We start from the raw sequence: 21,605 nt of genomic DNA, 5'->3' as shown, positions 1-21,605 counted from the left end.
CGTGTTACCGCCGTGAAAAGGCGGTGTCTTAACCCCTTGACCAACGGACCATATGGTATGCTCTCTTTCAGAACATATTCCATTATATCAGGTTTTTAAGCTTTGTCAACTCTTTTCCCTTTATTTTCGAAAATATCTTTCAGATACTTCACTCTTAAACGAGTGACCGGACAGCGATGATTTTCGTAAAAAATAATTTCTCGATTTTTCTTGTCATAATCAACAATGTTGCCAATATTAACCAGATAAGATTTATGTGGTGAAAAAAATCGTTTAGATTGCTGATCTTTTTCTTGAATATCTGTTATCGTTCCATAAAACTCCTTGAGAAAATTTTTACCGACAATACGAAGTTTATGAGAGCTTCCTGTCGTTTCGATATACAAAATATCGTTATAAGGCATTCGAACATCATTGCCACGATAACTATATTCAAAATAATCTACCATATTGGTATTTTCAATCAGTGTACTCTTAGTGTAAAGAATACTGTCTTTGATTCTATTTTTAAAAGCATCATTGTTGATATCTTTATCAATAAAATCAAGTGCTGATACTTTATATTTAAAAGTCATAGTAGCAAATTCAGATTTTGAGGTTACAAAAACTATAATGGCATAAGGATTATGATGACGGATAAATTGAGCTACTTCCAGCCCTTTTGTTTCCTCTCCTTTAATGTCAATATCCAAAAAATAAAGCTGGTTAACGTCTCCATTTTCAATATATTTTTTGAATTCTTTGATTTTTCCTGTAACCTGAACCTGGATGTCAATTCCAAGTTCCTCAGCAATTTCTGCTAATGTCGTTTCCATCCTGACTTGATGAGATACGGTATCCTCTAAAACTAACACTTTCATAAATTCTATCTCCTAATTGTTAAAATCTGTGTAAAACTTCTTGGCTCAATTTGTGTATCAAGAGTGATAAATTCATACCTATCTAAAATTTCCTTGATGTTATTCAATCCATAGCCTCTATTTTCTCCTTTAGTTGAAAATTCCGGCTGATAGAGTTCTTCCAAATCCAATTTTCCTTCTTTACGAGAATTTTGAACAACAAAAATGGTTCTATCATCCAGTTGAACCAGAGAAACATGGACAATTTTTTCCAGGCTGTCAATTGCACTCTCAATAGCATTATTTAATAAAATACTAGCAATTCTGACCAGATCTAACAACTTGATTGGAAGACGTTCCACTTTATCCTTAACTTCAAAAGTCAGCTGAATCTGATGTTCACGCGCTTGAAAGATTGTCTCAGTCATGACACTCCTTAAAGCTGAATCTCCTACATTATTCAAATCAAAAACTGTATATTTATCTGAACGCAAGTTCAAATTTGCATCAGCCAAGACTTCTTGATAAATGTGCTCAATTTCCTTGATATCTCCAGTTTGAATAGCCACTTGCATACTTGTCAGCATGCTAGCATAATCATGACGAAACCCTTTGATTTCATAGTACAATCTCACAATTTCATCAGTATACTCCTGAAGTCGAAGCTGTTCGGATTCTTTTTGCCGCAAACGCTCTTCTTTCTCGTATTTCTCACGGCTGTCCTTAAATGTCACCAAGGTAGAAAGAAAGGCCAAGAAACAAATAGTAGCAATCATACTGCTAAAACTGTTGAAATGCTTTATATTACTAATCCAGTGAGAAAGATTTAAAATCAGCCAATTCATTGCATATAAACTACTAATCATCAGAATATGAGATTTAAAGAAACTTCTTTTAAGATAATCTATTCTGAAATCAAAAATATCAATAACCTTTGCCATAAAGAACAAGGATATTAAGTTGATACATGTCAGAAACAAGCCCATGTACTGAGCTACAAAATCATCTCCTAAAACAGATGAAATAATAACTGAAAAGAAAGTAGTAGAGCTATCAATTGACAAACATAAAAAGAACGAAAGTAAGAAAGATTGGTATCTTTTAATTTTTTCAACTCTACAAAAATACCAAACTAAAAATAGAGGGAGAAAAAATGACAGTGTATATGATGGAATTGTGCTAGAAAATGAAAATATGTGTCCTAAAAAAGCAATTATAAACGGAACTATAATCTCAAGACCAAAGCAAACAGATACAAAAAAGCGAGTATGCTTAATTTTAGTGATTTTTGATAAAATAACTAAAAATGCAGCTACATTAATAAAAGGATGAATAATTAATCCAATTATTTCAAGTGACATAAATTTCTCCCCTAAACTTTAAAATTCTTATCTTCCAAAAATCCAACCCCATGGATTTGGAACACCTCTTAAATCCCAAAAGGTTTGAACAAGTGAATTGCTATTTAAAGCAATTTGAAAAGAATAGATTTTCATAACTATCTCCTATCTTTTTATCTTGTAAGTCACCTTACATTTATCATTATAGAAAAATAGAAAGAGTTAGTGACAATTTTCCCTGAAATGTCATTTTTTATCCCCGAAATGACATTATACCAAAAAAATAGAAGAAAAAAACACGAAATATTGTAAAATATTTCGCATTTTTTACATTTCTGATCTCAGCAGGATTCGAACCTGCGACCGTTCGCTTAGAAGGCGAATGCTCTATCCAGCTGAGCTATGAGACCAATACTATCTCATTCTATCAGAAAATAGGATTGCCGTCAAGATTACTTATGATAAGGACTCCCCTGCTGAATCATAAAAGCTCGATAGATTTGCTCTATTAAAACAAGGCGCATCAGTTGATGAGGTAAGGTTAATTTGCCAAAACTCATTAGAAGATTTGCCCGTTTTTTTACTGCAGGATATAAACCTAAACTTCCCCCAATAACAAAAGTGATATCAGAAAAGCCATGCACTGTAGTATCCATCATGAGCTGACTAAACTTTTCTGACGGAAATTGGTTTCCTTCAATTGCCAAAGCAATAACAAATTCACGCTCATTGATTTTAGCCAGAATTTTATTTCCTTCTTTTTCAAGAATCTGCTGATTTTCTAAATCGCTAGCTTTATCAGGTGTTTTTTCATCCGCTAGCTCAATCATTTCCACCTTGCAGAATCGATTGAGACGCTTCATGTATTCAGCAATTCCATCCTTTAAATATTTTTCTTTCAGTTTTCCAACTGTTACAAGTTTTATTTTCATAAGTTTATTCTATCATATTCATCTATACTTCACACTTTATTAACAAGTAAAATTTATCTGGGAATCGGCTAATCTGTGTATTTTCTAATTCCTATCAACAGTTTTTCTAAGTTTTCCACAAGGTGTGGAAAACTTAGAGGATTTAAGTTATAATTAAGTTTAGCTAACTATAATTTCATCAATTGTAATTCAAGGAGGAAAACATGAAAAACTCTTCAAATGCCATCAAAAAGGCTTTATTGCTTTTTGCAGTGTTAATTGTAGGTTTTATCGGCGGAAGTTTAGGGAATTATGTTACTACATTAGTAACTTCACGTGTAAAAATGAATGGAAATTCAACAACCAGTGTAACTACTTCATATAAAAACTCTACTGACATTTCAGAAGCTGTGAAAAAGGTTCAAAATGCCGTTGTTTCAGTAATTACTTATGCTGAATCTTCCAGCAGCGTTATCAATGATGAATCTTCCAACGATGAATCACAAATCTCCAGTGAAGGTTCTGGCGTAATTTATAAAAAAGATGGAAAATCAGCCTATCTGGTAACCAACACCCACGTTCTTAATGGATCAACCAATGTAGATATCTTACTAGCTGATGGAAACAAGGTTCCAGGTGAAGTAGTTGGATCAGATGTTTATTCAGATATCTCTGTCGTTAAAATTAGTTCTGAAAAAGTAACTGATGTCGCTGAATTTGGAGATTCTGGTTCTCTTACAGTTGGTGAAACAGCAATCGCTATCGGAAGCCCTCTTGGAACAGAATACGCTAACTCTGTCACACAAGGAATTATTTCTAGTTTAGGCAGAAACGTTACGTTACAATCTGAAAATGGTGAAAATATTTCAACAACTGCATTGCAAACAGATGCTGCAATCAATCCTGGTAACTCTGGCGGCCCTTTGATTAACATCCAAGGACAAGTTATTGGGATTACTTCAAGTAAGATTTCAACAAATGGGCAAACCTCTGTTGAAGGGATGGGATTTGCGATTCCGTCTAATGATGTCGTAAATATTATCAATCAACTTGAAAAAAATGGAACAGTCACACGTCCTGCTTTAGGAATTCAAATGATGGATTTATCTAATCTGACAACTTCTGATTTTTCTAAATTAAATCTTCCTTCTTCAGTGAAATCAGGTATTCTTGTTCGCTCTGTTCAGCAAGGAATGCCTGCTGATGGCAAACTTCAAAAAAATGATGTCATTACAAAAGTAGATAACACAGATGTGGAATCCACTAGTGACCTTCAGTCTGCTCTCTACAAGCATAGCATTGGAGATGAGGTAGAGATTACTTATTATCGAGATGGTAAATCTCAAACAGTCAAAATCAAACTCACTAAATCAACAAAAGAGTTAAGCTCAAATTAACCTATTTACAAGATTGTCAACACACCTTTACACAATCGTAAAGGTGTGTTATTCTATATACAAATGGAAAACTTTCAATATATTGCACTTAAAGACATTCGAACCAATCCTTATCAGCCTCGTAAAGAGTTTTCACAAAAAAAGATTGAAGAATTAGCGGCATCAATCAAAGAAAATGGTCTCATTCAGCCAATCATTCTTCGGAAATCTTCACTTTTTGGTTATGAAATTTTAGCAGGAGAACGGAGATTTAGAGCTGCCTCTTTTCTTGGCCTAGAAACGATCCCAGCTGTCGTCAAAGAATTATCTGATGATGACATGCTGAAACAGGCCATTATCGAAAATCTTCAAAGAGAAGACTTGAATCCTATAGAAGAGGCTGAGTCTTATCAAAATTTGATTGACAAAGGCTTGACACATGATGAAATTGCTAAAATCATGGGAAAATCTAGACCCTATATCAGCAATATTGTCAGACTTTTACAATTATCCAAAGAAGTTCGTCAAGCTATCAAGGAAGAAGAGATATCTCAAGGACATGCTCGCCTGCTGGTCCCCTTAAAAGAAGAAGAACAGTTACTATGGCTGAACAAGATCTGTCGAGAAGATTTATCGGTTCGAGCAGTTGAAAAGCTTCTTCAGCAAAAAAAGAGTCTCAAAAAGAAACCTAATAAAGAAATATTTGCTAAATCTGAAGAGGAAAAAATTAAAAAAATTCTCGGTCTGGAAGTTTCTATTCAGTTAAAAAACCAGAGTAAAGGAAAGCTGATTATTCCTTTTGAAAGCGAAGAAGAATATCAAAGAATTATAAACAGTTTTAAATAAAACTGTTATTTTCTTTTTTAAAAATAACAAGATTATCCACTGTTAAATCAATTAGGAAGCCTATTAGAATAAGAAATTTTAACTTTATTCACATTCTGTGGATAACTTTAGCTAACAATGTGAATTCTTTTCTAGTTCTTGTGGAAAACTTTGAACCTTTATGATAAAATAAGATGCGTATGAATCAGAAAATTATAGAAAAGGAGGGAAGTTATGACCAAAGAACAGGACTTTTGGAATCGTATTTTAGAATTGGCTCATGCTCAGCTAAAACAGACAACTTATGATTTCTTTGTTGCTGAAGCCAAGCTTGTCAAAGTTGAAGAAAAACAAGCTGTTATTTTCCTGGATAGTCCAGTAAAACAACTATTTTGGGAGCAAAACTTAGTAGGAGTTATTCTTACTGCAGGATTTGAGATTTTTAATGATCAAATTGCTGGAAAGTATATTTTTGAAGAAGAAACTAACATTGATACACCCAAATCTGCAGTAACCAGTCCTCAAATCAGCACTGTTCAGCCAAGCTTGCCACCTATTGATACTGGCTTAAAGTCAAAATATACCTTTGATAATTTTGTTCAGGGAGACGGAAATATCTGGGCTAAAGCTGCTGCCTTAGCGGTATCTGAGAATCTAGCCACAACTTATAATCCTCTTTTTATCTACGGAGGACCTGGCCTGGGTAAAACTCATTTATTAAATGCTATTGGCAATCAAATTTTAGAAAATATTCCAGATGCGCGTGTCAAGTATATACCGGCTGAAACCTTTATTAACGACTTCCTCGAACATTTAAGATTGGGAGAGATGGATAGCTTTAAAAAAATCTATCGTAGTCTGGATCTTCTGCTAATTGATGATATTCAATCTTTGGGCGGAAAAAAGGTTTCAACTCAGGAAGAATTTTTCAACACTTTCAATGCTCTTCATGGTGAAAATAAACAGATTGTTTTAACCAGCGACCGGAGTCCTGATCATCTGGACAATTTGGAAGAACGCTTAGTGACACGTTTTAAATGGGGATTAACTCAGAATATTACACCGCCAGATTTTGAAACACGAATTGCAATTCTGCGAAACAAAATTGAAGATTTGGATTATATTTTCCCGAATGATACCTTGGAATATCTTGCGGGACAGTTCGACTCCAATGTCCGCGACTTGGAAGGTGCTTTGAATGACATCAGTCTCATCGCTAGAGTTCGTCATCTGAAGGAAATCACTATTGATATCGCTGCAGAGGCCATTCGAGCACGCAAGCAGGATTCAAGCCAGGTGACAGTTATCCCGATTGATAAGATTCAGTCTGAAGTTGGGAAATTCTATGGTGTTAGTGTCAAAGAGATGAAAGGCAGCCGTCGAGTGCAAAACATCGTTTTAGCTAGACAGGTAGCTATGTATCTGACTCGTGAGCTGACTGACAACAGTCTACCTAAAATTGGCCGTGAGTTTGGCGGGAAAGATCATACGACTGTTATCCATGCACATGGAAAAATCAAAACCATGATTGAATCAGACGACAATTTGCGTTTAGAAATTGAAAGCATCAAGAATAAAATTAAATAGCGTGTGGAAAACTACAGAATTTTTTCAAAACTTATCCACACTTTGTGAACAAGTCTCAAATCTTGTTAGAATAAGGACGAAGCTATTTTTCCACAGAATTCACATAAACTACTATTACTATTAATCTTATAATCATAAATAAATAAAAAGGAGATCCTATGATTCATTTTTCTATTAATAAAAATCTCTTCTTACAAGCGTTAAATACTACTAAAAGGGCTATCAGCCATAAAAATGCAATTCCTATTCTTTCTACTGTGAAAATTGATGTTACCAAAGAAGGAATCACTTTAATTGGCTCGAATGGGCAAGTATCGATTGAAAACTTTATTTCTACTCAAAATGAAAATGCAGGCTTGCTTGTCAACTCAACCGGTTCAATTTTATTAGAAGCGACTTTCTTTATCAATGTTGTTTCCAGTCTGCCAGATATTATTTTGGATTTTAAAGAAATTGAACAAAAACAAATCGTTTTGACTAGCGGCAAATCAGAGATTACCCTGAAAGGAAAAGACGCTGACCAGTATCCACGAATCCAGGAAATTTCTGCTAGCAATCCCTTGGTCCTTGAGACCAAAATTCTCAAAGATGTCATTAACGAAACAGCCTTTGCAGCCAGTGTTCAGGAAAGCCGTCCAATTTTAACTGGTGTTCACTTTGTTTTGACAGATAACCGTTCTTTGAAAACAGTTGCGACAGACTCTCACAGAATGAGTCAAAAGAAAATTACTTTGGAGAAAAACGGAGATAATTTCGACGTAGTTATTCCAAGTCGCTCTTTACGGGAATTTACGGCTGTTTTTACCGATGAAATTGAAACGGTAGAGGTTTTCTTTGCTAACAATCAAATTCTTTTCAGAAGCGAAAATATCAGCTTCTATACCCGCCTATTGGAAGGAAATTATCCAGATACAGATCGTTTGATTCCGACTGAATTTACAAGTGTCCTTACTTTTAATACATCTGATTTGCGTGCAGCGATGGAACGCGCTCGTCTCTTGTCTAATGCCACGCAGAATGGAACAGTTAAACTGGAAATTGCAGGCGGTATTGTCAGTGCCCATGTAAATTCACCAGAGGTCGGTCGTGTTAACGAAGAAATTGATATAGAAAGTGTAACTGGAGAAGATTTGACCATTAGCTTTAATCCAACTTATTTGATTGATGCTTTGAAGGCTATTGACAGTGAAAAAGTAACGATTAGCTTTATCTCATCTGTCCGTCCTTTCACCTTGGTACCAAGTGAGGACACAGAAAACTTTATTCAGCTGATTACACCTGTCAGAACTAATTAAAATGAAAAGCGGTGGGCCAAGTTAAAGATTTTTCATTCTTGGTCCTAAGCTCTTTTCATTTACAAAGTATGATAGATGCTTAAGTGTTCTTCCTGGACAATGATAGTTCCTTGAAAGGAGAAAGAAAATGTATGAAATTGGTCATTTTGTAGAGATGAAAAAGCCACATGCCTGCACCATTAAAGCGACTGGGAAAAAGGCGAATCGCTGGGAAATCACAAGGGTTGGTGCAGATATCAAAATCCGTTGCACCAATTGTGAACATCTTGTGATGATGAGTCGTCACGATTTTGAAAGAAAAATGAAGAAAATAATTGATTAGACGAAAACTCATTGTAATGCTTATTGTGGAAAACTAATTTGCATTGCTGAAGAGCAGATTTAGATTTTTTTCTTATTTTTCAATAAATCAAAAATGGATAGGACTTTTTAAGTCCTATCCATTTTACTTTTATTTAAGATCTTCAAATTTACCGTCTTTAACTTCTTTATAACCTGCTTTTTCGAGTAATTTAGCAGTTTCTTTGTAACTGATATAATCTGCTTTTTGATTACCAGATGTTTGAAGAAGCTGTTTACTTTGTAGTTCTTCAATATCAGCTTTGCTAAAATCGATTGTCAGTTTTTCTGTTAAATAATCATCTTTGTACTCGATTTTATGAGTTAATCCTTTGATACCCTCAATAGATTTAGCATAGGCTTCTGTCTGCTCTTTAGCAGTGTCTTTGGTCAAGCCAACTGGTTTATAGTAGAAGGTATTGTTTGTTTCGTTTGTAAGCATCTCATCACCTTTGTATTCAACAGTGATGCGGCTATCTTGCTTAGTATTTTGGTCAATCAGCTGGAAATAAGCTTTTTTAGGACTGCTGCAGGCAGCTAAAACAAACAAAGCGGAAACCGCAAGGAAGGAAAGAAAAAGTGTTTTGAAAGTATTCTTTTTCATTAGGGACTCCTTTAATAAGAATATTAGCTATATTATACCATTTTTTTCTTCAATTTATTTTACATTTTTGTAAAGAAAGCTAGAAAAAATAACTTAAATCCGCTGTTTAGGATAAGGATTTATGGTATAATGGTTTGGATTGAAAAGATGAATGGAGAAGATAAGAATGGCTTTGACAGCAGGAATCGTTGGTTTACCCAATGTTGGTAAGTCAACTTTATTTAATGCAATTACAAAAGCAGGTGCAGAAGCAGCTAATTACCCTTTTGCGACAATTGATCCAAATGTCGGGCGGGTAGAAGTTCCGGATGCACGTTTGGATAAATTAACAGAACTCATCAAACCACAGAAGAAAGTTCCAACAACCTTTGAATTTACTGATATTGCTGGAATTGTGAAAGGTGCTTCAAAAGGAGAAGGACTAGGGAATAAATTCTTAGCCAATATCCGCGAAGTAGATGCTATCGTCCACGTAGTACGTGCCTTTGATGATGAAAATGTCATGCGGGAACAGGGCCGTGAGTCTGAATTTGTAGATCCAATGGCTGATATTGAGACCATTAATCTAGAATTGATTTTAGCAGACCTAGAAAGTATTAACAAACGTTATGCACGTGTAGAGAAGATGGCTCGTACTCAAAAAGATAAGGATTCAGTAGCAGAATTTAATGTTTTACAAAAAATCAAGCCTGTTCTAGAAGATGGTCTGTCAGCTCGTACAATTGATTTCACAGAAGAAGAGCAAAAAATTGTCAAAGGGCTCTTTCTCTTAACGACTAAGCCAGTTCTCTATGTGGCCAATGTCAGTGAAGATGAGGTAGCAGATCCAGATAATATTGACTATGTGAAGCAGATTCGTGAATTTGCAGCTACAGAAAATGCTGAAGTTGTTGTCATTTCAGCGCGTGCAGAGGAAGAAATTTCTGAATTGGACGATGAAGATAAGTCAGAATTTCTGGAAGCTATCGGCTTGACAGAATCAGGTGTGGATAAACTGACCAGAGCAGCTTATCATCTGTTGGGACTTGGAACCTACTTTACAGCTGGTGAAAAGGAAGTGCGTGCTTGGACCTTTAAGCGTGGAATGAAAGCTCCGCAAGCAGCTGGCATTATTCACTCAGACTTTGAAAAAGGCTTTATTCGAGCAGTCACTATGTCTTATGATGACCTAGTGAACTATGGAAGCGAAAAAGCAGTTAAAGAGGCTGGACGTTTGCGCGAAGAAGGAAAAGAATATATTGTTCAAGATGGCGATATTATGGAATTTAGATTTAATGTGTAAAGTATTTGTAAAGTCTAAAAATTCTAGGTTGGAAATTTTTTTCCAGCCCTTTTGGCTTTTATAAAGGAGAAAAATGGTAAAGTTAATAGTCGGTCTGGGAAATCCAGGAGAAAAATATATTGAAACTAAACATAATGTTGGTTTTACGTTGGTTGACAAGATTTGTAAAGATCTTGATTTAAAATTTACAGCTGATAAAATCTTTCAAGCAGATATTGCCTCTACTTTTCTGAATGGTGAAAAAGTTTATTTTGTCAAACCAACTACATTTATGAATGAGAGCGGAAAGGCTGTTCAAGCTTTACTGGCATACTATGGTTTAGATATAGAGGATTTATTGGTCATCTATGATGATTTGGATATGGAAGTTGGTAAAATTCGTTTGCGCAGCAAGGGTTCAGCTGGCGGCCATAACGGCATTAAATCTATTATCAAACACATTGGAAGCCAAGAGTTTAAACGGATAAAGATAGGTATTGGCCGTCCTAAAGAAGGCATGACAGTGGTCCACCACGTTCTAGGAAAATTTGATAAAGATGATTATATAATGATTCTGAATACTCTTGATAAGGTTGACAATGCTGTAAATTATTATTTACAGTTAGGCAATTTTGAACAAGCAATGCAGAAGTATAATGGATAATAAAATGAACTTGATTGATTTATTTTGTCAAAACCAGCAAATTTCAGATTGGAAGAGAAATCTCCATAAAAGCAGCAGACAGTTGATAATGGGATTGTCTGCATCAACAAAAGCGATTACTATAGCGGCTGGATTAGAAGAAGCTGATAAAATCCTTGTGCTGACTTCTAGTCAAAATGAAGCAGATCGTTTGGCTAGTGATTTGATTTCTTTGTTGGGAGAAGACAAGATCTATACTTTCTTAGCAGATGATACTCCTATAGCAGAATTTGTTTTTGCGTCACAGGAAAAAATATTTTCAAGATTAGATGCTCTAAACTTTTTAATAGATGATCAAAAGTCTGGAATTCTAGTTACTAATGTTGCGGCTAGCAAATTACTCTTGCCTGATCCCATTGATTTTAAAACAACCAACATAAATTTGACAGTTGGACAAGAATATGACCTAAATAATCTTGTAAAGATGTTGTCAAGATCAGGATACAAGAAGGTGTCTCAAGTTTTAAGTCAGGGAGAATATAGTCTAAGAGGAGATATCTTAGACATTTTTGAGCGCTCAGCAGAGTCCCCTTATCGACTGGAGTTTTTTGGAGATGAAATTGACGGTATTCGGATTTTCAATCCAGAAAATCAAACTTCAATTAAGAACATAGAAAGTATTTTGATTAAACCTGCTTCTGATATCCTGCTTTCTGAAAAAGACTATGCTAGGGGACGGGGAAATCTGGAAGTAATTTTAGAAAAAGCTGTTGATCCTGCTTTGAAATCTTACTTAGAAGAGTTACTAATCAGTGCCAAAGAGGAGTTTCATCATGCAGATATTCGTAAATTCCTTTCTTATTTTTATCAGAAAGAATGGACTATTTTAGACTATTTGCCTGTTCATAGCCCTGTGTTTTTTGATGATTTTCAAAAAATAGTGGATCGGCATGCTCAATTTGAACTGGAAACAGCTGGCTTGTTGACAGATGATTTACAAAATTGTAAAGCTTTATCAAGTCAGAAATATTTTGCAGATAAGTACCAAGATTATCGTCAATATAAACCAGCAACCTTCTTTTCAAGCTTTCAAAAAGGTTTGGGAAATTTGAAATTTGATGCTTTGTATCAATTCAATCAGTATCCAATGCAAGAATTTTTCAGTCAGTTTCCCTTGCTCAAGGAAGAAATTAATCGTTATAAAAAATCTGGCTATACAATAATCTTACAAGCAAATTCTTCGGCAGGTTTACAAAGTTTACATAAAAGTTTACAGGAATATGATATTCATTTAGACTATATAAAAGAGGCTGAGATTCACAAAAATGCAGTTCAGCTTATAGAAGGAAATCTTGTTCAAGGCTTTAATTTCGTAGATGAGAAAATTGTTCTTATTACAGAGTACGAAATTATTCATAAGAAAATAAAACGAAAAATCCGGCGTCAGAATATCTCAAATGCTGAACGACTGAAAGATTATAATGAGCTGGAAAAAGGGGATTATGTTGTCCATAATATTCATGGGATAGGACGTTATCTGGGAATAGAAACGATTGAAATCTCTGGTGTCCACCGTGATTATCTGACGATTCAATATCAAAATTCTGATCGTATTTCGATTCCAGTTGACCAGATTGATCTCCTATCAAAGTATGTTGCCAGCGATGGAAAAACACCTAAGGTAAATAAGCTTAATGACGGTCGTTTCCAGAAGAGTAAGCAAAAAGTTCAGCATCAGGTTCAGGATATTGCGGATGATTTGATTAAACTATATGCTGAACGCAGCCAGCTAAAAGGTTTTGCTTTCCCAGCGGATGATTCTAATCAAGAGGAATTTGATAATGATTTTCCCTATGTTGAAACAGAGGACCAGCTAAGAAGTATTCAGGAAGTGAAGAAGGATATGGAAAGCAGTCGTCCAATGGACCGCCTCTTAGTTGGTGATGTAGGCTTTGGGAAAACAGAAGTAGCTATGCGGGCTGCTTTTAAGGCTGTCAACGATCATAAACAGGTAGCTGTATTAGTGCCAACAACGGTTTTAGCCCAGCAGCACTATACTAACTTTAAAGAACGCTTTAATGATTTTGCGGTCAATGTCGAGGTACTCAGCCGTTTCAGGAGTAAGGCAGAACAAAAACAGACTTTGGAGAAGCTGCAGAAGGGACAGGTTGACATTATAATTGGAACCCACCGACTCTTATCCAAAGATGTAGAATTTGCAGATTTAGGTTTAATCATCATTGATGAAGAGCAGCGTTTTGGAGTTAAGCACAAGGAAACATTAAAGGAATTGAAAAAGAAAGTTGATGTCCTGACCTTGACAGCAACTCCTATTCCTCGAACTCTTCATATGTCTATGCTGGGGATTCGCGATTTGTCAGTCATTGAGACCCCACCTACCAATCGTTATCCTGTTCAGACTTATGTTTTAGAGAGCAATCCTACAGTGATTCGAGAAGCTGTCTTACGTGAAATAGACCGAGGTGGACAGGTTTACTACCTTTACAACAAGGTTGATACAATTGAACAGAAAGTTTCAGATTTAAGAGAGTTAATCCCAGAAGCTTCTATAGGTTATGTTCATGGCCAAATGAGTGAGATTCGTTTAGAAAATACTTTACTGGATTTCATCAGTGGAGAATACGATATTTTAGTGACCACAACCATTATTGAAACTGGAGTTGATATCCCCAATGCCAATACTTTGTTTGTAGAAAATGCTGACCATATGGGGCTGTCAACCTTGTATCAACTTCGTGGACGGGTTGGCCGCAGCAATCGGATTGCCTACGCTTATCTAATGTACAGACCAGATAAAATCCTGACAGAAGTTTCTGAAAAGCGTTTAGAGGCTATTAAAGGATTTACAGAGTTAGGTTCTGGATTTAAGATTGCTATGCGAGATTTGTCTATTCGGGGGGCTGGAAATATTCTAGGAAGTATGCAATCAGGCTTTATTGATTCTGTTGGTTTTGAGATGTATTCACAACTTTTAGAAGAAGCCATTGCTAAAAAGCAGGGTAGAGAAAACAAGCGTCAAAAAAGCAATGCAGAACTTAATCTGCAGATTGATGCCTATCTTCCTAGTGCCTATATTTCTGACGAAAGACAGAAGATTGAAATTTACAAAAGAATTCGTGAGATTGACAGTCGTGTAAACTATGAAAATCTACAAGATGAATTGATTGATCGCTTTGGGGAGTATCCTGATGTTGTAGCCTATCTGTTGGAGATTGGACTTGCTAAGTCTTATTTAGATCAGGCTTTTGTAAAGTCAGTGGAACGCCAGCAGAATGCAGTAAGTATTCATTTTGAGAAAATTTCGCAGCAGCTTTATCTGACGCAGGATTATTTTGAAGCACTTTCGATGACGAATTTAAAGGCTCGAATTGGCGAAAAAAATGGCTTGATTGAAGTGATTTTTGATGTGAAGAACAAAAAAGATTATGAGATTTTAGAAGGTCTGGTTAATTTTGGAGAAAAGATGCTGGAAATTAAACAGCGCAAGGCAGAATAAAGGTTACAATTCAGTGAAGTTTGGTTTTTTAAGCTCTATTTTTCTCAAAAAATGGTAGAATAATAAATTAAGAGAAAATGAGGTAATAGGATGAGATTAGATAAATATTTGAAAGTGTCACGGATTATCAAGCGACGTCCAGTGGCTAAAGAAGTAGCTGACAAGGGCCGGATAAAGGTGAATGGTATCTTGGCCAAGAGCTCAACAGATTTGAAAGTGGATGACTTGGTTGAAGTACGCTTTGGTAATAAACTCTTAACTGTAAAGGTTCTGGAGATGAAAGACAGTACTAAAAAAGAAGATGCAGCTAAAATGTACGAAATTGTCAGTGAAACAAGGATAGAAGAAGATGCCTAAAAATATCGTCCAACTCAATAATCGTTTTATACAAGATGAAAATCAACGCCGCAGATATGTGGATCAGGAACGGCGGAAACGCAACCGTTTTATGGGCTGGGTTCTGATTTTGGTGATCCTCTTATTTATTCTACCTACATATAATTTATACCAAAGCTATCAAACCTTGCTGCAGCGTCGTGAACAGTATTCTAAACTCCAGGAGAAATATCAGACGCTCAGCGAAGAAAAGGTATATCAATCTGATATAGCAGCCAAATTAAAAGATGATAGCTATGCTGCTAAATATGCACGCGCTAAATACTCTTTTTCAAAAGAGGGTGAGTACATTTATACCATCCCAGATTTATTACCACAGTAGTTATGGAAGATTTATTAAAAACAATTGAGCAGTTCTTGGCCTTTTCAGATGAGAAATTAGAAGAACTGACTGAAAAAAATCAAGCTTTGAAACTTCAAGAAAATCAAGAGGAAAGGGGAAAACATGCGTAAGTTTTTGTTACTGATATTTTTACTGCCAGCTTTATTTAGCAGTATCACAGTTATTAGTACCGAAAAAGATTTCGTATTAGACGAGGAAGAAAAATATCATTTTACAAGCACTACGTATGGACGCTATTATGATAGCATCCCGACAAATCCTAATGTTTATGAAGAAATTCCTACATTTACAGATTCTACTCTGAGTAAGACTGCTGGAAAGCTAGTTCCAGACCAGCCTATCCAGATAACAGGATTTTATGTAAATGAAGAAGGAATTCCGATTTTTAAGCTAAAAAACGGACAGTTTGTGATAGCAGACAAAAACACAATTTACGAAGATACTGTCCAGTCAATCGAAGATATCCATCAAGAAATGTGGTTGAAACCTGGCTTCATTCTTTATGATAAAGCCAATATCAACGGAGCCAAAAAAGTCAATACAACATTAGCTCCATATACAAAAGTAACCATTGTTCAAATTGTCCAGACTGTCAAAGGAACTTATGCCCAGGTTGAAGGACAGGGCTGGGTTTCTATGGAATTTTTGGATGAGACTGATAATCGAATGGACAAGGTTCAAGAAATTCTGAACAGTAAGTATAACAAGGCGGACTATTCTATTTATGTGAAACAGCTGGACACAGGCAAAGAAGCAGGTATCAATCAAGATCAAGAGATGTACTCGGCCAGTGTGACCAAACTGCCTTATCTTTACTATGTGCAGGAACAGCTGGATCAGAAAAAACTTTCGTTAGATCAGAAGTTCAAGTATATTGGAGCAGTTAATGATTTTGCAGGTGCTTACGAACCAGAAGGAAGTGGCAGCATTGAGAAGTCAGCTGATGACAAGGAATATTCAGTTCAGGATTTGATAAATCGAGTGGCCAAAGAATCAGATAATGTCGCCCACAATATCTTAGGCTATTATGCGACCAATCAATCTGATAAAAATTTTCAGCAAACTATCAACAAAATAGCTGGAAAGAAATGGGATGTGGAAGAAAGACAAGCATCTTCACGAATGGCTGGAAATGTTTTGGAAGCTATCTATGAGCAAAATGGCATGATTATCGATGCCTTGTCTCAGACAAATTACGATAATCAGCGGATTTCTAAAAATATCGATGCTAAAGTAGCTCATAAAATTGGTGACGCCTATGACTTTAAGCACGATGCTGCGATTGTCTATGCAGATTCCCCTTTTATCATTGTCATTTTTACTAATAATTCAACCTACGATAACATTTCCCAGATAGCAGACGATGTCTATGGAGTCCTGAAATGATTAAGCAAGAATTTCTTAAAAAAATGCAGGAGAAAAAGTATTTCCAAGGCCATCGAAAAGTTTTGGTTGCTGTATCAGGCGGACTGGATTCTATGACACTGCTGCAGCTGTTGATTGATTCTCAAAAAGAACTGGCTATCGAGCTTGCGATTGCTCATGTCAATCACAAACAGCGGCCAGAGTCAGATCAAGAAGAAAAGGCATTAGTAAAGATTGCGGAACAGCTTGGTGTAAAGATTTTTACATCAAGTTTTTCTGGTAATTTTTCAGAAAATGTTGCTCGGCAGTTTCGTTATGATTTTTTTGGGAAAGTGATGCAGGAGGAGCACTATACAGCCCTGGTAACTGCCCACCACGCAGATGATCAAGCTGAGACTGTTTTTATGCGTCTGTTGCGTGGAGCTAGACTTCGTCATCTGTCCGGCATGAAAGCTGTCCAGTCTTTTGCTTGCGGAGAGCTGATTCGTCCTTTGCTTACTTTTCGTAAGTCAGATTTTCCAGATATTCAGCATTTTGAAGATAGCAGTAATTTTCAAAATGACTATCTCAGAAATCGAATTCGCAATCTTTATCTGCCGGATTTAGAAAAAGAAAATCCACAATTTAAGGATTCTTTGCGGTATCTGGGAAAGGAAATTGAAGATTGGCAGACCGCTTTGTCTCACTTGACCAGGGATTTAGATATAAAAAATGTACAAGTCTTTCATCAACAAATCCCTCAGATTCAACGTTTTCTATTGCAGAACTATCTCGAAAACTTTCCTGGTCTGAATCTGAGCAAGCAGCAGTTTGAGGAAGTTTTAAACATCCTGCGGACTAAGGCAAATTATCAGCACACTTTGAAAAAAGACTATGAGCTTGTTAAAGATTACCAGTGTTTTGAAATTAGAAAAATCAGTCGTAAGCCCGATTTAAAAATGGATTCAATTTTGTTAGAATTTGAGAATCTGATTGAGTTTGGGCATTATCGATTTTCATTCGGGATTCCTTTGAGTGGTGAAAATATCCAGAAAATTTTTGTTTCGCGTGAAACTTCGCTGACACTCCGCTTCCGAAAAGAGGGAGACAGTATTTTGCTGAATGGTCATCACAAAAAGCTTCGTCGTCTTTTTATTGATAAGAAGGCTTCCTTTGAAGAACGGAATTCATCTGTAATCGTGGAACAAAATCATCAAATTTTAGCAATCTTAAATATTGCTATCAGTGATTTGAGTAAGGCATTAAAAAGTGATATAATGAGTACTGTACTTTATATTCAGAAAATAGATGGGTAAAATTATGCTAGAACAAGATATCAAAAAAATATTGATTTCCCATGAAGAAATCGTGGATGCTGCAAAAAAGCTTGGTCAGCAATTAACCAAAGACTACCAAGGTAAGAATCCAATTTTTGTTGGAATCTTAAAAGGTTCCGTACCTTTTATGGCTGAGCTAATAAAGCATATTGACACACATATTGAGCTTGATTTTATGTTGGTCTCCAGCTACCATGGAGGTACTACCAGCTCAGGTGTCATTAATGTTATTAAAGACATTGATCAAGACATCACAGGACGTGATATCCTATTTGTTGAGGATATTATTGATACTGGTCAGACTTTGAAAAATCTGTGCAATTTGTTTAAGGAAAGAAATGCTGCATCAGTTAAAATTGCTACACTTTTGGATAAGCCAGAAGGCCGTGTTGTTGAAATCAATGCAGATTATACATGTTTCACAATTCCAAATGAATTTGTTGTTGGATATGGATTAGATTACAATGAAAACTATCGTAATATTCCATATATTGGTATCTTGAAAGAAGAAGTTTATACAAAATAAAGGTTTACTATTAATAGATGAAAAATAAGCAAAACAATGGTTTTATAAAAAATCCATTTCTCTATATTCTGATTATTGTTGTCCTAGTGACAGGGTTTCAGTATTTCTTCTCAGGAGATACTGGCGGTCGCAGTCAACAAATCAATTACACAGAATTAGTGAAGGAAATTAAGGAAAATAATGTCACAGAGATGAGCTACCAGCCAAATGGCAGCGTCGTCGAGATTTCAGGTACTTACAAAACACCTCAGGAATCGAAAGAAGATACAGGGATTTTATTTTTCACTCCAAACATTTCTAAAGTAGAGAAATTCACAAGTATTATTTTACCGTCAGATATTACAATTTCTGATCTACAAAAATTAGCCTCTGAGCATAACACTGAAATCAGCATAAAGCGCGAAAGTTCAAGCGGAATGTGGATTACAATCCTCACCTCCATCGTTCCTTTTGTGATTGTCATCTTCTTCTTTATGTCCATGATGAATCAAGGTGGAGGCGGTGGTGCTCGCGGTGCCATGAATTTCGGCCGCAATAAGGCGCGTGCTGCTAACAAAGAAGATATCAAGGTTCGTTTCTCGGATGTAGCTGGTGCCGAGGAAGAGAAACAAGAACTTGTAGAAGTCGTTGAGTTTTTGAAAGATCGGAAACGCTACACCAAGTTAGGTGCTCGTATTCCTGCCGGTGTCCTTCTAGAAGGCCCTCCAGGAACTGGTAAAACCCTGCTTGCTAAGGCAGTTGCTGGGGAAGCTGGAGTTCCTTTCTTCAGTATCTCAGGTTCTGACTTTGTAGAAATGTTTGTTGGGGTTGGAGCAAGCCGTGTCCGTTCTTTGTTTGAAGATGCGAAAAAAGCAGCCCCTGCCATTATCTTCATTGATGAAATCGATGCAGTCGGTCGTCAGCGTGGTGTTGGTCTTGGCGGTGGTAACGATGAGCGGGAGCAAACCCTCAATCAGCTATTGATTGAAATGGATGGTTTCGAAGGCAATGAAGGAATCATTATCATTGCTGCTACTAACCGTTCGGATGTATTAGATCCAGCCTTGCTGCGTGCTGGCCGTTTTGACAGAAAAGTCTTGGTCGGCCGTCCTGATGTTAAAGGTCGGGAAGCCATTCTTCGTGTTCATGCTAAGAATAAGCCACTGGCTAAAAATGTTGATTTGAAACTAGTTGCTCAACAGACACCAGGTTTTGTTGGTGCTGATTTGGAAAATGTCTTGAATGAGGCTGCTTTGGTTGCTGCCCGTCGTAATAAGAAAGTCATCGATGCAGATGATATTGATGAAGCGGAAGACCGGGTAATTGCAGGACCTTCTAAGAAAGATAAGATGGTTTCTGAACGCGATCGTCAAATGGTTGCTTATCATGAAGCTGGACATACTATTGTTGGTTTGGTATTGTCAAATGCGCGTGTCGTACATAAAGTAACCATCGTCCCTCGTGGACGCGCTGGTGGATATATGATTGCCCTGCCTAAGGAAGACCAAATGCTTCTATCTAAAGAAGATATGAAAGAGCAATTAGCTGGTCTTATGGGTGGTCGTGTGGCTGAAGAAATTATATTTAATGTGCAGACAACGGGTGCTTCTAATGACTTTGAACAGGCAACTCAGATGGCTCGCAGTATGGTAACAGAATATGGAATGAGCGAAAAACTTGGTCCGGTTCAATACGAAGGCAATCATGCTATGTTTGGTGCAGCCAGTCCTCAAAAATCAATTTCAGAACAGACTGCATATGAGATTGACGAAGAAGTAAGAGAACTTCTTAATGAAGCTCGTAACAAAGCTGCAGAGATTATCCAGTCCCATCGCGAAACTCATAAATTGATTGCTGAAGCGCTTCTTAAATATGAAACTTTGGATAGCAATCAGATTAAATCATTGTATGAAACTGGCAAAATGCCAGAAGAGTCTGAACTTGAATTAGACAAAGAAGCTCATGCGCTTTCTTATGATGAAATTAAAACGAAAATGGAAGAAAAAAGTTCCGAGTAGAAGAAGTTGGAGAAATTCCAACTTTTTTCTCTTTTTCTGAAATAGTTATTGACAAAGGAAGAAAAGCTGATATAATGGAATATGTTCTGCAGAAGGACAAGAAATGGTCCGTTGGTCAAGGGGTTAAGACACCGCCTTTTCACGGCGGTAACACGGGTTCGAATCCCGTACGGACTATATAATCCGCCATAGCTCAGTTGGTAGTAGCGCATGACTGTTAATCATGATGTCGTAGGTTCGAGTCCTACTGGCGGAGCTAGGTTTAAAAAATCAAATGTGTAAGCATTTGATTTTTTTCTTGCTTTCATGCTTCGCACAATCCTCCCAAATGACTAAATATGTGCCTGAAATGACTTAAAAGGAATTATTCAAGTCAGAAGAGTTCCTAAACGATGCTTTTTAGAAGAAAAAGCCCACCTTGCTTTCTATTTACAGTAGAATTAAGCCAAGTAAATTTTAAGGAGGAACTATGGATTTTAAAGCTACTTATGAGAAGGTGAAATGGATAGTTTGGAAGTGTAAGAAAGACTATTATATTCATTTGTGGGAACATAGTGATTGGGAGCAAGAAGGAATGTTGGTTTTATACGAACTTCTGCTTAAAGAAAAAGGAATTGAAAACGACGAGGAAAAACTCTATCGTTATTTCAAAACAAAATTCAGAAATCATATACATGATAAAATTCGTAAACAAGAAAGCCAAAAGCGCAAATTGGACCGCCAGCCTTATGAAGAAGTGAGTGAGATTGGACATCGACTAAAATCAAAAGAATTGTTTCTAGATGAGTTAGTTGCCTTCAGAGAAGCGATTGACAATTATAAAAGAACTCTTGATGATGTTGGATTGGATAATTATCAGAGACTGATGAGCAATGAGCGCTTTAAAGGAAGAAGAGCTATGCTCAAAGATTTGAAAAATCACTTAAAAGATTTTCAAGACAATACGATTTTATAATGAACAAACTTGATGAATCTCAATCTGTTTTACTAGAACAGGTTCGAGCATCAAGTTTTTTATTAAATAAAAAGATAAAAAAATTAGAAAAAGGTATTGACAGGGAGGAGGTATAGGTGATATACTAATATAGTTGTCGCGAAAGACAAAGCCCTTTGAAAACTGAACAA

At 36.3% G+C, this 21,605-nt stretch carries 21 protein-coding genes and 3 tRNA genes; 18 read left to right on the top strand and 6 right to left on the bottom strand.

Annotated elements, in window-relative coordinates:
* Positions 1-95: 95 nt before the first annotated feature.
* The 5 genes from comE to rlmH form a co-directional block, all read right to left on the bottom strand.
* A complete protein-coding gene (comE, locus tag RYK49_RS10775) occupies positions 96-860 on the bottom strand; it encodes a competence system response regulator transcription factor ComE (RefSeq protein ID WP_002899424.1) in 765 nt (254 codons plus the stop codon).
* Between the two features lie 5 nt (positions 861-865).
* On the bottom strand, positions 866-2,200 hold the full coding sequence (gene comD / locus RYK49_RS10770; RefSeq protein WP_314830600.1) for a competence system sensor histidine kinase ComD: 1,335 nt from the start codon (positions 2,198-2,200) through the stop codon (positions 866-868).
* 27 nt (positions 2,201-2,227) lie between these two features.
* A complete protein-coding gene (locus tag RYK49_RS10765; protein ID WP_002905686.1) occupies positions 2,228-2,335 on the bottom strand; it encodes a competence protein in 108 nt (35 codons plus the stop codon).
* A 180-nt stretch (positions 2,336-2,515) separates the two neighbouring features.
* Positions 2,516-2,589 (bottom strand) — tRNA-Arg (locus tag RYK49_RS10760).
* 42 nt (positions 2,590-2,631) lie between these two features.
* Positions 2,632-3,111: a 23S rRNA (pseudouridine(1915)-N(3))-methyltransferase RlmH gene (gene rlmH, locus RYK49_RS10755; protein WP_002905688.1), complete on the bottom strand. Its 480-nt coding sequence runs from the start codon at positions 3,109-3,111 to the stop codon at positions 2,632-2,634.
* 203 nt (positions 3,112-3,314) lie between these two features.
* Here rlmH and RYK49_RS10750 point away from each other — a divergent pair, with 203 nt between their 5' ends.
* From RYK49_RS10750 to RYK49_RS10730, 5 genes are all read left to right on the top strand, one after another.
* On the top strand, positions 3,315-4,487 hold the full coding sequence (locus tag RYK49_RS10750) for a S1C family serine protease (RefSeq protein ID WP_002901929.1): 1,173 nt from the start codon (positions 3,315-3,317) through the stop codon (positions 4,485-4,487).
* 63 nt (positions 4,488-4,550) lie between these two features.
* Positions 4,551-5,312: a ParB/RepB/Spo0J family partition protein gene (locus RYK49_RS10745; RefSeq protein ID WP_002894293.1), complete on the top strand. Its 762-nt coding sequence runs from the start codon at positions 4,551-4,553 to the stop codon at positions 5,310-5,312.
* Positions 5,313-5,525: 213 nt separating this feature from the next.
* A complete protein-coding gene (gene dnaA, locus RYK49_RS10740; RefSeq protein WP_111675101.1) occupies positions 5,526-6,878 on the top strand; it encodes a chromosomal replication initiator protein DnaA in 1,353 nt (450 codons plus the stop codon).
* Between the two features lie 158 nt (positions 6,879-7,036).
* Positions 7,037-8,173: a DNA polymerase III subunit beta gene (gene dnaN / locus RYK49_RS10735; protein WP_314865681.1), complete on the top strand. Its 1,137-nt coding sequence runs from the start codon at positions 7,037-7,039 to the stop codon at positions 8,171-8,173.
* Between the two features lie 127 nt (positions 8,174-8,300).
* On the top strand, positions 8,301-8,495 hold the full coding sequence (locus RYK49_RS10730; protein ID WP_002894296.1) for a DUF951 domain-containing protein: 195 nt from the start codon (positions 8,301-8,303) through the stop codon (positions 8,493-8,495).
* 129 nt (positions 8,496-8,624) lie between these two features.
* Here the strand turns inward: RYK49_RS10730 and RYK49_RS10725 are convergent, their stop codons facing one another.
* Positions 8,625-9,116, bottom strand: coding sequence for a DUF1307 domain-containing protein (locus RYK49_RS10725; RefSeq protein WP_176798111.1), 492 nt, complete (start codon positions 9,114-9,116; stop codon positions 8,625-8,627).
* 166 nt (positions 9,117-9,282) lie between these two features.
* On the opposite strand from RYK49_RS10725, the gene ychF reads away from it, so the two are divergent.
* The 13 genes from ychF to RYK49_RS10660 all read left to right on the top strand — a co-directional run bounded on the left by ychF (position 9,283) and on the right by RYK49_RS10660 (position 21,435).
* Positions 9,283-10,398, top strand: a complete 1,116-nt coding sequence (ychF, locus tag RYK49_RS10720; RefSeq protein ID WP_314830597.1) for a redox-regulated ATPase YchF — start codon at positions 9,283-9,285, stop codon at positions 10,396-10,398.
* 73 nt (positions 10,399-10,471) lie between these two features.
* Positions 10,472-11,041 carry an aminoacyl-tRNA hydrolase gene (pth, locus tag RYK49_RS10715; protein ID WP_314830596.1) on the top strand — a complete coding sequence of 190 codons (570 nt, stop codon included), beginning with the start codon at positions 10,472-10,474 and terminating at the stop codon, positions 11,039-11,041.
* Positions 11,034-14,537, top strand: a complete 3,504-nt coding sequence (gene mfd / locus RYK49_RS10710) for a transcription-repair coupling factor (RefSeq protein WP_314830595.1) — start codon at positions 11,034-11,036, stop codon at positions 14,535-14,537. The genes pth and mfd overlap by 8 nt, the downstream gene beginning before the upstream one ends.
* A 90-nt stretch (positions 14,538-14,627) precedes the next feature.
* A complete protein-coding gene (locus tag RYK49_RS10705; RefSeq protein ID WP_002894302.1) occupies positions 14,628-14,894 on the top strand; it encodes an RNA-binding S4 domain-containing protein in 267 nt (88 codons plus the stop codon).
* On the top strand, positions 14,887-15,255 hold the full coding sequence (locus RYK49_RS10700) for a septum formation initiator family protein (RefSeq protein ID WP_023917162.1): 369 nt from the start codon (positions 14,887-14,889) through the stop codon (positions 15,253-15,255). The genes RYK49_RS10705 and RYK49_RS10700 overlap by 8 nt, the downstream gene beginning before the upstream one ends.
* A 2-nt stretch (positions 15,256-15,257) precedes the next feature.
* Positions 15,258-15,386, top strand: a complete 129-nt coding sequence (locus RYK49_RS10695) for an SP_0009 family protein (RefSeq protein ID WP_009659523.1) — start codon at positions 15,258-15,260, stop codon at positions 15,384-15,386.
* Complete coding sequence (locus RYK49_RS10690; protein WP_314830594.1) at positions 15,379-16,662, top strand: serine hydrolase; 1,284 nt, start codon at positions 15,379-15,381, stop codon at positions 16,660-16,662. The genes RYK49_RS10695 and RYK49_RS10690 overlap by 8 nt, the downstream gene beginning before the upstream one ends.
* Positions 16,659-17,936, top strand: a complete 1,278-nt coding sequence (gene tilS / locus RYK49_RS10685) for a tRNA lysidine(34) synthetase TilS (protein ID WP_314830593.1) — start codon at positions 16,659-16,661, stop codon at positions 17,934-17,936. Before RYK49_RS10690 ends, tilS begins: the two co-directional genes overlap by 4 nt.
* Before the next feature lie 4 nt (positions 17,937-17,940).
* Positions 17,941-18,483: a hypoxanthine phosphoribosyltransferase gene (gene hpt, locus RYK49_RS10680; RefSeq protein ID WP_268685225.1), complete on the top strand. Its 543-nt coding sequence runs from the start codon at positions 17,941-17,943 to the stop codon at positions 18,481-18,483.
* Positions 18,484-18,500: 17 nt separating this feature from the next.
* Entirely contained in the window at positions 18,501-20,480 is a 1,980-nt protein-coding gene (gene ftsH, locus RYK49_RS10675) for an ATP-dependent zinc metalloprotease FtsH (protein WP_002894312.1), read from the top strand.
* A gap of 105 nt (positions 20,481-20,585) precedes the next feature.
* A tRNA-Glu gene (locus RYK49_RS10670) sits at positions 20,586-20,657 on the top strand.
* A 5-nt stretch (positions 20,658-20,662) separates the two neighbouring features.
* Positions 20,663-20,736, top strand: a tRNA-Asn gene (locus RYK49_RS10665).
* A 213-nt stretch (positions 20,737-20,949) separates the two neighbouring features.
* Entirely contained in the window at positions 20,950-21,435 is a 486-nt protein-coding gene (locus tag RYK49_RS10660; protein ID WP_060976337.1) for a sigma-70 family RNA polymerase sigma factor, read from the top strand.
* Positions 21,436-21,605 lie beyond the last annotated feature (170 nt).

It is taken from the genome of uncultured Streptococcus sp. (genome assembly GCF_963525625.1).
Classification (GTDB): Bacteria; Bacillota; Bacilli; order Lactobacillales; family Streptococcaceae; genus Streptococcus.
The sequence above is the reverse complement of the archived record's forward strand: the minus strand, read 5'-3'. Positions and strand labels throughout refer to the sequence as shown.

Coding starts and splice junctions, on each gene's coding strand:
- comE (WP_002899424.1), bottom strand. CDS start 860: ATGAAAGTGTTAGTTTTAGAGGATACCGTATCTCATCAAGTCAGGATG.
- comD (WP_314830600.1), bottom strand. CDS start 2,200: ATGTCACTTGAAATAATTGGATTAATTATTCATCCTTTTATTAATGTA.
- RYK49_RS10765 (WP_002905686.1), bottom strand. CDS start 2,335: ATGAAAATCTATTCTTTTCAAATTGCTTTAAATAGCAATTCACTTGTT.
- rlmH (WP_002905688.1), bottom strand. CDS start 3,111: ATGAAAATAAAACTTGTAACAGTTGGAAAACTGAAAGAAAAATATTTA.
- RYK49_RS10750 (WP_002901929.1), top strand. CDS start 3,315: ATGAAAAACTCTTCAAATGCCATCAAAAAGGCTTTATTGCTTTTTGCA.
- RYK49_RS10745 (WP_002894293.1), top strand. CDS start 4,551: ATGGAAAACTTTCAATATATTGCACTTAAAGACATTCGAACCAATCCT.
- dnaA (WP_111675101.1), top strand. CDS start 5,526: ATGACCAAAGAACAGGACTTTTGGAATCGTATTTTAGAATTGGCTCAT.
- dnaN (WP_314865681.1), top strand. CDS start 7,037: ATGATTCATTTTTCTATTAATAAAAATCTCTTCTTACAAGCGTTAAAT.
- RYK49_RS10730 (WP_002894296.1), top strand. CDS start 8,301: ATGTATGAAATTGGTCATTTTGTAGAGATGAAAAAGCCACATGCCTGC.
- RYK49_RS10725 (WP_176798111.1), bottom strand. CDS start 9,116: ATGAAAAAGAATACTTTCAAAACACTTTTTCTTTCCTTCCTTGCGGTT.
- ychF (WP_314830597.1), top strand. CDS start 9,283: ATGGCTTTGACAGCAGGAATCGTTGGTTTACCCAATGTTGGTAAGTCA.
- pth (WP_314830596.1), top strand. CDS start 10,472: ATGGTAAAGTTAATAGTCGGTCTGGGAAATCCAGGAGAAAAATATATT.
- mfd (WP_314830595.1), top strand. CDS start 11,034: ATGGATAATAAAATGAACTTGATTGATTTATTTTGTCAAAACCAGCAA.
- RYK49_RS10705 (WP_002894302.1), top strand. CDS start 14,628: ATGAGATTAGATAAATATTTGAAAGTGTCACGGATTATCAAGCGACGT.
- RYK49_RS10700 (WP_023917162.1), top strand. CDS start 14,887: ATGCCTAAAAATATCGTCCAACTCAATAATCGTTTTATACAAGATGAA.
- RYK49_RS10695 (WP_009659523.1), top strand. CDS start 15,258: ATGGAAGATTTATTAAAAACAATTGAGCAGTTCTTGGCCTTTTCAGAT.
- RYK49_RS10690 (WP_314830594.1), top strand. CDS start 15,379: ATGCGTAAGTTTTTGTTACTGATATTTTTACTGCCAGCTTTATTTAGC.
- tilS (WP_314830593.1), top strand. CDS start 16,659: ATGATTAAGCAAGAATTTCTTAAAAAAATGCAGGAGAAAAAGTATTTC.
- hpt (WP_268685225.1), top strand. CDS start 17,941: ATGCTAGAACAAGATATCAAAAAAATATTGATTTCCCATGAAGAAATC.
- ftsH (WP_002894312.1), top strand. CDS start 18,501: ATGAAAAATAAGCAAAACAATGGTTTTATAAAAAATCCATTTCTCTAT.
- RYK49_RS10660 (WP_060976337.1), top strand. CDS start 20,950: ATGGATTTTAAAGCTACTTATGAGAAGGTGAAATGGATAGTTTGGAAG.